Below are 11494 nucleotides of genomic sequence, written 5' to 3' on the forward strand. Positions count from 1 at the left end.
GCGCATTTTCCGAATTTCGGCTTGAGGTAGCAAGCCGAAATTGATCAGTATTCGATCCATATTCAATCCGGTGACGGGCGGGATAGAAGCGCACCGCGATTTGAATGGTTTATATTGCCCGAGGCTGCATGTACGCAGACATTTGATTTTCGATAGAGGATCTCGATGATGAGCACCGGCGTTCCCGGCCGCGCGGCGATCGCGCTGGCCCTTTGCGGTTTCGGGCTGATGCCCCTGGCATGGGCCGACGCCCCGACACCACCGGCACCCGATGCCGCCGCCAGCGATCCCGCCGGCCTTGGCTGGATGAAGGGCGCGCCACCGCCGCCTGAGCGCACGGTGCGCTTCGACGACGGCAGCTACTGGCGCTTCCCCGCCCTGCGCTGGAGCGTGTCGCACTTCCGCGAACTGATGCCCACCGTCAATGTCTCGCGCGGGCTTGGCGCGCCGGTGCCGCTGCCGCGCGCACTGCGCACCGATATCGACGCGCTGCAGTTCATGCCGATCGGCGCCACCCGGCCGATGACCTGGGCGCAATCCCTGGCGGCCAACTACACCGATGGCATCGTGGTGCTGCATCGCGGGCGCATTGTCTACGAGCGCTACCTCGGCGCGCTGAAGGACGACGGCCAGCATGCGGCCATGTCGGTCACCAAGTCGGTCATCGGCACGCTCGGCGCCATGCTGGTGGCAGAAGGCCGCCTGGATGCCAGCAAGCGCGTGGCGGACTACGTGCCGGAGCTGGCGCAATCGGCGTTCGGCAATGCCACGGTGCGCCAGGTGCTGGACATGACCACGGGGCTCAAATACAGCGAGGATTACGCCGATCCCGACGCCGAGGTCTGGATGCACGCCCAGGCGGGCAGCCCGCTGCCCAAGCCCAAGGACTACACCGGCCCACGCAATTACTACGAGTCGCTCCAGGCCATCCAGGCGCAAGGCGAGCATGGCGCGGCCTTTGGCTACAAGACGGTCAACACCGACGCGCTGGGCTGGATCATCGCGCGCGTGACCGGGCGCTCGGTGGCCGAGCTGCTGTCCGAGCGCATCTGGCGCCGGCTGGGCGCGGAGCAGGATGCGTACTTCACCGTCGACTCCATCGGCACGCCCTTTGCCGGCGGCGGCCTGAACACCGGCCTGCGCGACCTGGCGCGCTTTGGCGAGATGCTGCGCAACGACGGCAAGTTCAACGGGCAGCAGATCCTGCCCAAGACGGTGGTCGACGACATCCGCGGCGGCGGCGACAAGGCCGCGTTTGCCAAGGCCGACTACCCGCTGCTCAAGGGCGGCAGCTATCGCGACATGTGGTGGGTCACCCATAACGAGCATGCCGCCTACATGGCTCGCGGCGTGCATGGCCAGCGCATCTATATCGACCCGAAGGCCGAGATGGTGATCGTGCGCTACGCCTCCAACCCGGTCGCCGGCAATGCCGCCAACGACCCGACGACGATCCCGGCGTTTCACGCGCTGGCGAAGTACCTGCTGTCCCGGCCGCGCTGATCGCGGCGGGCTGGCTACTTCGTGCGCCGCGGCGCGCGCGCCGGCCGTTTCGCGCCGGCCGGCGGCGCGGCCAATTGCCCGGCCGCTGCCCGCAGGCATTCGACCAGCTGGATACTGCTGGGCGTAGGCCGCCCTTCGCGCAGCGTGATCACGCCCACTGGCGGCAGCTCCAGCGCTATGTCCATGGGCAGGATATGGAAGCGGCCTTCCCGCTCGAACTGCTGCCCCACCGACCTGGCCAGGAAGCCCACGGCATCTAGCTGGGAGACGAAGGTGGTGATGGCAAGGTAGGACGACGACTCGATCAGGTCGCTTGGTGGCTGCAGCCCAAAGCGGTAGAACTCCTGCTCGATCTTGACCCGTAGCGAGGCCCATGGCGGCGGCACCACGCAAGGCATGCCGGCCAGGTCCGCCCAGCCCGGTGCGCGCTTGCTTGCCAGCGCGTGGCCGCTGCGCACCACCGCCACCATCGGCTCGTTATAGAGCGGCTCGGTGATGAGGTCCGGGGCGGCGTAGCCGGGCTCCAGCCGCCCGACGATCAGATCCAGTTCGCTGATGCGCAGCTTGGGCAGCAGGTGGGGCAGGTCGCCCTCCTCCACCAGCACGGTGGCCTGGGCCGAGCGCTGCTTGAGCTGGCCTATGGCTTGCGCCAGCAACACCGGCAGGGCCGCACCCATCGATCCCACCCGGGTGCGCCCGGCGGCGCCGCTGGCCTCCGCGGCGATTTCATCGCGCGTGCGCTCGTATTGCGCCAGCACCGAACGGGCAAAACGCACCAGCGACGCGCCCGCCGGCGTGGGCTCGGTGCCGCGCGTGGAGCGCGTGAAGAGCGTCAGGCCCAGCGTCTTCTCCACCTCGGTGAGCATCTTGGAGACGGCTGGCTGGCTGACGGAGAGGAACTCGGCGGTGTGGCCGAGATGGCGAAACTCGTCCAGCGCCACCACCAGTTGCAGGTGGCGTAGCTTGATATTGGAGCGCAGGGCACGGTCGATCTGGGGCATGGTGCGATTCTACTTAACTTTAAGGTTATGAAGCCATTCCGATGATTGATTGGATTGTTATGAATGGCTTTGCCACAATCCGGCCTGACCGGTGGACATTGCCACCAGCCCATGACTCCAATAACGACACCCTGCGAGGACGACACATGACCGCATCCCACGGCATCAACCACGGGCGACGCCGCCTGCTCATCAGCGGCGCCGCTGCCGCCACGGCTGCGACGGCTGGTAGTGCCGGCCTGCTGCTGCCGGGCCTCGCACGTGCCGCCGACTATCCGGACCGGCCCATCACCTTCATCTGCCCGTGGCCCGTCGGCGGCACCGCCGACCAGTCCATGCGCGCGCTGTGCCAGGTGGCGTCCGGCGTACTCAAGCAATCCATCGTGGTGGAGAACCGCGCCGGCGCATCGGGCATGATCGGCACCAAGGCATTGGCCCGCGCCAAGCCGGACGGCTACACCATCGGCCAGGTGCCGATCTCGGTGACGCGCTTCTCGCAGCTAGGCATGCTGCAGATGGACCCGCGCAGCGAGCTGACCTACCTGGCGCGCACCTCAGGCCAGACCTTCGGCATCGCGGTGCCGGCGAACTCGCGCTTCAAGTCGCTCAAGGACGTCGTGGCCGAGGCCAAGGCGCATCCGGGCAAGCTCACCTATGCGCATGCCGGCATCGGCGGCGCCACCCACGTGGGCATGGAAGAATTCGCGCAGGCCGCCGGTGTGCGCTTCAATGCCATCGCCTACAAGGGCGGCGCGCAGGCCTTGCAGGACGTGCTCGCCGGGCAAGTGGACCTGCTGGCCGATTCCAGCTCGTGGGCGCCCCATGTGGAAGCCGGCAAGCTGCGCCTGCTGGCCACCTGGGGCGACCAGCGCACGCCGCGCTTCAAGGACACGCCGACGCTCAAGGAGCTGGGCTACAACGTGGTGGTGGAGGCGCCCAACGGCATCGGCGCGCCCGTCGGACTGGACCCGGCGGTGGAAAAGAAGCTGCGCGACGCCTTCCGCCAGGCTGTGGCCAGCAAGGAATTCCAGCAGGTCGCGGCCCGCATCGATGCGCCGGTGATGTACCTGGACGGCCCGGAATACAAGCGCTACATCAGCACGGTGTACGACCAGGAAACCCACCTGATCCAGCGCCTCAAGCTCAAAGAACTGCTGCAACAAGGCTGACCCAACGTGAACTCCGCCGCCCTCATCCGCCTGCATGCGAACGACAACGTCCTGATCGCCCGGGACGCCCTGAGCCTTGGCCAGAGCCTGCCGGAACTGGGGCTGCGCGTGCGCGCCCAGGTGCCCGCGGGGCACAAGATTGCCGCCTGCGCCATTGCCAAGGGCACCCAGATCCGCAAGTTCGACACCGTGATCGGCGTGGCCGAGCGCGACATCGAGGCCGGCGATCACGTGCATTCGCACAACCTGGCGCTGGTGGATTTCTATCGTGACCCGGGTTTCTGCCAGGACGTGCGGCCGGTGGACTACGTGCCCGAGGCCGAGCGCGCCACCTTCATGGGGTTCGTGCGGCCCGACGGCCGCGTTGGCACGCGCAACTTCATCGGCATCTTGTCGTCGGTGAACTGCTCGGCCACGGTGATCCGGCATATCGCGGACCACTTCACGCCCGAGCGCATGGCGGCCTATCCCAATGTGGACGGCGTGGCCGCCTTCGCGCAAAGCAGCGGCTGCGGCATGTCCTCGCCCAGCGAGCACTTCGACGTGCTGCGGCGCACACTGGCGGGCTATGCGCGCCACCCCAACCTGGCCGGTGTGCTGATCGTGGGCCTGGGCTGCGAGCGCAACCAGGTAGCGGGCCTGATGGAGTCGCAAGGCCTGGTGCCCGGCAGCCACGTGCGCACCATGGTCATGCAGGACAGCGGCGGCACGGCGGCCACCATCCAGGCCGGCATCCGCGCCATCGAGGCAATGCTGCCCGGCGCCAATACCGCCACGCGCCAGCCCGTGCCCGCCAGCCACCTGAAGATCGGCCTGGAATGCGGTGGCTCCGATGGCTTCTCCGGCATCAGCGCCAACCCGGCGCTCGGCGCGGCCATGGACATCCTGGTGCGCCACGGCGGCACCGCCATCCTGTCGGAAACCCCCGAGATCCACGGCGTGGAATACATGCTCACGCGCCGCGCCGTCACGCCGGAAGTCGGCCAGAAACTGCTGGACCGCCTGGCCTGGTGGGAGCGCTACACCGCCGGGCAGAACGCCCAGTTCAACGGCGTGGTCGGCCACGGCAACCAGCAAGGCGGCCTCGCCAACATCTTCGAAAAATCGCTCGGCTCCGCCATGAAAGGCGGCACCACGCCGTTGCAGGCCGTCTATGAATACGCCGAGCCCATCGAGCAATCCGGCTTCGTCTTCATGGACTCCCCCGGCTACGACCCCGTCGCCGCCACCGGCCAGATCGCCAGCGGCGCCAACCTGATCTGCTTCACCACCGGGCGCGGATCGATGTTCGGCTCCAAGCCAGCGCCGACCATCAAGCTTGCGAGCAATACGCCGATGTACACGCGGCTCGAAGGCGATATGGACATCAACTGCGGGCTGGTGCTGGACGGCGAATTGACTGTGGACGAGATGGGCCAGCGGATTTTTGAACACATCCTGGAAGCGGCCTCCGGACGACCAACCAAGAGCGAAGCACTCGGGCTGGGCGACAACGAGTTTGTGCCTTGGCACTTGGGGATTGTCAGTTAGAAAGTAGAAAGCCTCGCAGCCTGGAACCATCACGAAATTGCGATCGCCCGCCCTCTCCCCCGTCCCTCTCCCGCAGGCGGGAGAGGGGAGCAAACCAGCGCAAGATCAACCAACTGTGGTAGCCGGGATTCCCGCCCGAAGGGGCGGGAATCCCCCTCGGCGATGCGAAGCGAGCCGTGGAGGTGTGCCAAGGCCGTATGGGGCGCCTCGTGATCCGGCGAAAAGAGCGGAAAAGAGGGACCCATGTCTGAGTATCGCCTTAAGGCGATGCGAGTTTGGGTCCCGGCCGCTCTTTTCGTTGGATCACGAGGGGTAGTCGCCCCATCCGGCGCGCCTTCTTTGCCTACTTTCTTGGCAAGACAAGAAAGTAGGTCGCCGCCCCGCAGGGGTGGTGAAACGGCAGTTGCAGTTGTCCTTGAATTCAAGCAGTTGCGGTTGCGGTTGCAGTTGCGGTTGCACTCACCCCCATATCCAAAAACCATGCCATCCACCCCACTCCCCTAACCCACCCAGCCCTGCTCCGCACCAGCAACCTGATCGGCCAAGCGTGGTCAGCCTCCCACACCGGCCACCACCTGGATGTCACCAACCCTGCCACCAACACCGTCTTCGCCTGCGTGCCCGACAGCGACGCCCAGGACGCCATCCAGGCAGCCGATGCCGCGGCAGCGGCATTCCCCACCTGGAGCCGTCGCACCGCCCGCGACCGCGCGCAGATCATCAAGCGCTGGCACGCCCTGATCCTCGAGCACCAGGAAGACCTGGCCCGGATCATCTCCACCGAACAAGGCAAGCCCATCAAGGAGGCCCGCGGCGAAGTGCTGTACGGCGCCTCCTACGTAGAGTGGTTCGCCGAGGAAGCCGCCCGCATCAGCGGCGAGATCGTCGCCGAGTCCGTCCCCGGCCGCAAGATGCTGGTGCTCAAGGAACCGGTGGGCGTGGTAGCCGCCATCACGCCGTGGAACTTCCCGCTCGCCATGATCGCGCGCAAGATCGCGCCCGCGCTGGCCGCCGGCTGCACCGTGGTGGCCAAGCCCGCGGAAGACACCCCGCTGACCGCGCTGGCGCTGGTCTACCTGGCGCAGCAAGCCGGCCTGCCCGCCGGTGTGCTCAACATCGTCACCGCCTCGCGCGCCAATACCCCCGCCGTGGTCGACGCCTGGCTGGCCGACAGCCGCGTGCGCAAGATCACCTTCACCGGCTCCACCCCGGTGGGCAAGCACCTGGCCCGCGAATCCGCCGGCACGCTCAAGAAGCTGTCGCTGGAGCTCGGTGGCAATGCGCCGTTCATCGTGTTCGACGACGCGGACATCGAGGCCGCCGTCGATGGCCTGATGGCCTCCAAGTTCCGCAACGGGGGCCAGACCTGCGTCTGCCCGAACCGCGTCTATGTACAGGCTGGCGTGCACGACCATTTCGTCGCGCGCCTGTCGCTGCGGGTGGCCGCGCTGCAGGTCGGGCCTGCCACCGATGACGCGTCGCAGATCGGCCCCATGATCAACGCGCGCGCCGTGGAGAAAATCGCCCGCCATGTGGAAGATGCCGTCGCCAAGGGCGCCGTGGTGATGACCGGCGGCGAACGCGTGCGCCTGGCAGACGGACCGCACTACTACGCGCCCACCGTGCTCACCAACGCCACGCCGCAAATGGCGCTGTCGTGCGAAGAAACGTTTGGCCCGGTAGCCGCCGTGTTCCGCTTCACCGATGAAGCCGAAGTGATCCACGACGCCAACGACACGCCCTTCGGCCTGGCCGCCTACTTCTACTCCAATGACGTGCGCCGCATCTGGCGCGTAGCGCAGGCGCTGGAAACGGGCATTGTCGGCGTCAATGAAGGGGCTATCGCCTCGGAGGCCGCGCCCTTCGGCGGCGTCAAGGAATCCGGCTACGGGCGCGAGGGCTCGCGCCACGGGCTGGACGACTACATGCACACCAAATATATTTGCCAGGGCCTGCTCGGCTAAGCCCAGGCGGCATCCCATCCACGCCCACGACATTCTTCGGAACACCATGCCCGCACAAAACGCATTCAAGGCCGCGCTGGCGGCCAGCCAGCCCCAGATCGGACTGTGGCTCTCGATGGCATCGCCTTATCTCGCCGAAGTCTCGGCCACGGCCGGCTTCGACTGGCTGCTGATCGACGGCGAGCACGCGCCCAACGACCTGCGCGGCACGCTACATGCGCTGCAGGCGATCGCCCCGTACCGCTCGCAACCGGTGGTGCGCTGCGTGGCCGGCGAAGTCCCGCTGATCAAGCAGTTGCTGGATATCGGCGCGAAGAACCTGCTGGTGCCGATGGTGGATACCGCCGAGCAAGCCGCCGCGCTGGTATCCGCCACCCGCTACCCGCCGCAGGGCATGCGCGGTGTGGGCAGCGCCGTGGGCCGTGCCTCGCAATGGAGCGCGCGCGCCGACTACCTGGATGTGGCCGACGATGAGATCTGCCTGCTGGTGCAGGCCGAAACCGTGAAGGCCCTGGCGAACCTGGATGCCATCTGCGCTGTCGACGGCGTCGACGGCGTCTTTATCGGCCCCGCCGACCTGGCCGCCTCCATGGGCCATCGCGGCAACCCGGGCCACCCCGAGGTGCAGGCCGCCATCGAAGGCGCCATGCGCACCATCGTCGCCAGCGGCAAGGCCGCGGGCACGCTGACCTCCGACCCCAAGCTGGCGCGCCGCTACCTGGACCTGGGCTGCACCTTCGTGGCCACAGGCGTGGATGTGCTGCTCTATGCCGGCGCGGCTCGCCGGCTGGCCGCGGACTTCATCGGCGCCGGCGCCGCGCCCGCGGCAGGGCCGTCTGCCGCATACTGATGCCCGCCACCGCAATCGCAGAACACAACATGCCGACTGATTCCCACACCGCCCCCGCCACCAGCGCCACCCTGGCCGCGATGCAAGCCATCGTCGGCGCCGGCGCCTGCCTGAGCGGCGACGCCGACACCGAGTCCTACGTCACGGACTACCGCCGCATCTACCGCGGCAAAGCCCAGGTAGTGGTCATGCCCTCCACGACCGAACAGGTCAGCCAGGTCATGGCCTGGTGCCACGCGCGCGATGTGCCGGTGGTGCCGCAAGGCGGCAATACCTCGCTGATGGGCGGCGCGGTGCCCGATGACAGCGGCACCGCGGTGCTGCTCAGCCTGGGCCGCATGAACCGCGTGCTAGCCGTGGACACCATCAACGACACCATGACGGTGCAGGCCGGCGTCACGCTCAACGCGGCCCGCACCGCCGCCGAGCAGGAGCAGCGCCTGTTCCCGCTGCGCATCGGCTCGGAAGGCTCCTGCCAGATTGGCGGCAACCTGGCCACCAACGCAGGCGGCACCGCCGTGCTGCGCTACGGCAATATGCGCGACCTGGTGCTGGGCATCGAGGCCGTGCTGCCCGATGGCCGCATCTACTCGTCGCTGCGCGGCCTGCGCAAGGACAACACCGGCTACGACCTCAAGCAACTCTTCGTCGGCTCGGAAGGCACGCTCGGCATCATCACGGCGGCCGTGCTCAAGCTGATGCCGCAGCCGCGCGCCAATGCCGTGGCCTTCGTGGCCGTGCAAAGCCCCGAAGCCGCCGTGCGCCTGCTCGGCGTGGCCAAGCAGCATGGTGGCCAGGCCGTCACCGCGTTCGAGCTGATCTCGGCGCCCGCGCTGGAACTGGTGCTCGAATACCTGGGCGACGTGGCCTCGCCGCTGCCCGAACGGCACGACTGGATGGTGCTGATCGAGCTGACCTCCGGTGGCAGCGACGAAAGCCTCAACGCCACGCTGATGGAAATCCTCGAAGCCGGGCTGGCACAAGAACTGGTGCTGGATGCAGCGGTGGCCGCCAGCCTGGCCGACGCCCAGCGCTTCTGGCGCATCCGCGAGGAAATCTCGGACGCGCAGACCCGTACCGGCGGCAGCATCAAGTGCGACGTGTCGGTGCCGTTGTCGCGCATCGCCGCGTTTATCGGCGACGCCTCGGCCAAGGTGCTGGCACTGGAGCCCGCCGCGCGCATGGTGATCTACGGCCATATGGGCGACGGCAACGTGCACTTCAACCCGCTGCGCCCCAAGGACCGCAGCGCCGCGGACTTCCTGGGCCAGTGGTACGCACCGATCTCCGAGGCGGTGGACACCCTGGCCCACGCGGAGAACGGCTCGATCTCCGCCGAGCACGGCATTGGCGTGGCCAAGCGCGACGACCTGAAGCGCTACAAATCGCCGGTGGAGCTGGAGCTGATGTGGCAGGTCAAGCGGGCGCTGGATCCGAAGAACCTGCTCAATCCCGCCAAGATGCTGCCAAGGCTGGACTGACGGCAAGCGGGCTCCGGCGGCCTATCAATGCGAAACGTTCTCATTTATAATCCGCGGGTTCCCGTCGCACACAGCGCAACAGATCTAGCCGCCGCCACATCTCAGCCACCAGACGGGCAAGTTTTTCGTCCTCTTTCTGGCTGGGGTGCATCGTGCATGTGCGGTATTACGGCGAGCTGCTGCGTTTCTTCTTACGTGAAGTCAAAAACCTGGATGAGGCGCAAGACCTGGTCCAGGAAGCCTGCGAGCGCGGGCTGGCCATGGCCAGCGCTGGCGAACGCATCGATGACCCGCGCGCGCTGCACTACAAGATCGCCCGCCACCTGCTGATCGACCGTCACCGTGCGCGGCAAGTGCGCAACCACGAGTCCGACGCCGTGCTGCAAGACATGGCGGGCCCGCTCTCCGACGACCCGGAAGCGGCCTATGCCGGGCGGCAGCGCGGTCGCCTGCTGGTCGCCACCATCGAACGCCTCCCGCCACGCTGCCGCGAAGCCTTCGTGCTCCATAAGATCGATGGCCTGTCCCACGCCGAAGTGGCCGCCCGCATGGGGGTGGGCATCAACGCCGTGGAGCGGCACGTCATGCTGGCGGTGGCGGCCTGCCGCAAGGCGCTGGGCGACGACCCACGCAGGGCAAGAACGCAGCCGGCATCCGGACTGCCGTCCGGATTGCCATCCGAGCCGCCCGTCAGTTTGCCGCAAGGCGGCTGACTGCGGTTATTCTCAGCACGCACCCGCTCCCCTATCCGCCACCCGTTGCCCGGCATCAGGTTTTTGGCGCCTGATCCGTCATCATGAAAGACACCACAAGAGAAGCCATGCGATGACCCAGCGCCCTGTACCGCCGAAGTCGCCCCCCTTACCCGCTACACCCGCCTCACCCACGGCGCCCGGCGAGCCGATCGACGAATCGCTGCTGGACGACCTGTCCCCGCCAGCATTCGAGGCCCTGCGCTGGTCCGTGCGCATGGCCGACGGACTGTCGCCCATGGCGCGCGCCGAGTTCCAGGCCTGGCTCGACGCCAAGCCTGAGCACCGCGCGGCCTTTGAGGACATGGCCGGCGTCTGGGACGCTATCGATGACCTCCCACCGGCGGGCACGGCTCGCCTGCGGACCACGGTCGCCATCGAAAAAGCCTCCGAATCGTCAGCGCTCGACGCCACCGGCGACGTGCGTCCCCCGGTGCCGGCACCGGCAGCCAAACGCGCCCGCGCTAACCGACCGCTACTGCCCCATGCCCTCATCGCGACCTTGGCGGCCGGCTTGCTGGGTGCCGGCTGGTTCGGCTGGAACACCTGGCAGAACCAGCCCATTTTCAACCGCCACTACGCCACACAACGGGGCCAGAGCCTGGACACCGCGCTGCCCGACGGCAGCCAGCTCGTGTTCGACACCGCCACCCAGGCCGACGTGACGCTCTACCGCAACCGCCGCGAGGTCAGATTGCCCGAGGGCCAGGCCGTCTTCAAGGTCCAGGCCGACAAGTCCCGGCCCTTCCACGTCATTGCCGGTGCGACACGCATTACGGTGGTCGGCACGAAATTCTCCGTGCGCTATACCCCTTCCATCGGCAGCAAGGCCGTGCAAGTTGCCGTGATAGAAGGCAAGGTGCGCGTGACCGGCGCCAGTGGCGAAGGGCACGGGCAAACCGTGGTACTGATGCCAGGACAAGCCGTGGATGTCGACGACCAGGGGCGGCCCGGCCGTGTCGACGCCGTGCCGACCGACGCCATGGCACCGTGGCGAGGCCGGCGCCTGAGCTTTGACAACACGCCTCTGGCAAACGTCCTGGCCGAACTCGGCCGCTACGGCGAATCCGGCCTGCGCGTCAGCGATCCCGTCATCGGCGGCCTGCCCGTCACGGCCAGCGTGGATCTCGACCATATCGACGGCTTCACCCGCAGCTTGCCGCTGGTGCTACCCGTGCGCCTGCGCCAGCGCGATGGCGTCACGGACATCGTCGCGCGTTGACGGAAACGGGAGGCTCGTTCTC

At 67.5% G+C, this 11494-nt stretch carries 9 protein-coding genes; 8 read left to right on the forward strand and 1 reads right to left on the reverse strand.

Annotation, left to right across the window (positions count from 1 at the left end):
• Positions 1 to 228 precede the first annotated feature (228 nt).
• Positions 229 to 1503 (forward strand): serine hydrolase domain-containing protein, encoded by a 1275-nt coding sequence (locus tag F7R26_RS31110; protein ID WP_241754789.1) that lies wholly within the window; start codon positions 229 to 231, stop codon positions 1501 to 1503.
• Positions 1504 to 1517: 14 nt separating this feature from the next.
• Here the strand turns inward: F7R26_RS31110 and F7R26_RS31115 are convergent, their stop codons facing one another.
• Complete coding sequence (locus F7R26_RS31115) at positions 1518 to 2504, reverse strand: LysR substrate-binding domain-containing protein (protein WP_150986143.1); 987 nt, start codon at positions 2502 to 2504, stop codon at positions 1518 to 1520.
• 146 nt (positions 2505 to 2650) lie between these two features.
• On the opposite strand from F7R26_RS31115, the gene F7R26_RS31120 reads away from it, so the two are divergent.
• The 7 genes from F7R26_RS31120 to F7R26_RS31150 all read left to right on the forward strand — a co-directional run bounded on the left by F7R26_RS31120 (position 2651) and on the right by F7R26_RS31150 (position 11472).
• Positions 2651 to 3673 (forward strand): tripartite tricarboxylate transporter substrate binding protein, encoded by a 1023-nt coding sequence (locus F7R26_RS31120; protein ID WP_150986142.1) that lies wholly within the window; start codon positions 2651 to 2653, stop codon positions 3671 to 3673.
• A gap of 6 nt (positions 3674 to 3679) precedes the next feature.
• Positions 3680 to 5203 (forward strand): UxaA family hydrolase, encoded by a 1524-nt coding sequence (locus F7R26_RS31125; protein ID WP_150986141.1) that lies wholly within the window; start codon positions 3680 to 3682, stop codon positions 5201 to 5203.
• A gap of 485 nt (positions 5204 to 5688) precedes the next feature.
• The gene (locus F7R26_RS31130; protein WP_193692275.1) at positions 5689 to 7167 is read left to right on the forward strand and encodes an NAD-dependent succinate-semialdehyde dehydrogenase; all 1479 of its coding nucleotides are present in this window, start codon (positions 5689 to 5691) and stop codon (positions 7165 to 7167) included.
• A gap of 46 nt (positions 7168 to 7213) precedes the next feature.
• Complete coding sequence (gene hpaI, locus F7R26_RS31135) at positions 7214 to 8017, forward strand: 4-hydroxy-2-oxoheptanedioate aldolase (protein WP_150986139.1); 804 nt, start codon at positions 7214 to 7216, stop codon at positions 8015 to 8017.
• 80 nt (positions 8018 to 8097) lie between these two features.
• Positions 8098 to 9498 carry an FAD-binding oxidoreductase gene (locus F7R26_RS31140; protein WP_150986205.1) on the forward strand — a complete coding sequence of 467 codons (1401 nt, stop codon included), beginning with the start codon at positions 8098 to 8100 and terminating at the stop codon, positions 9496 to 9498.
• Between the two features lie 152 nt (positions 9499 to 9650).
• A complete protein-coding gene (locus F7R26_RS31145) occupies positions 9651 to 10211 on the forward strand; it encodes an RNA polymerase sigma factor (protein WP_150986138.1) in 561 nt (186 codons plus the stop codon).
• Between the two features lie 112 nt (positions 10212 to 10323).
• A complete protein-coding gene (locus tag F7R26_RS31150; protein ID WP_170301873.1) occupies positions 10324 to 11472 on the forward strand; it encodes a FecR family protein in 1149 nt (382 codons plus the stop codon).
• Positions 11473 to 11494 lie beyond the last annotated feature (22 nt).

The sequence above is a fragment of the Cupriavidus basilensis genome, from assembly GCF_008801925.2.
Classification (GTDB): domain Bacteria; phylum Pseudomonadota; class Gammaproteobacteria; order Burkholderiales; family Burkholderiaceae; genus Cupriavidus; species Cupriavidus basilensis.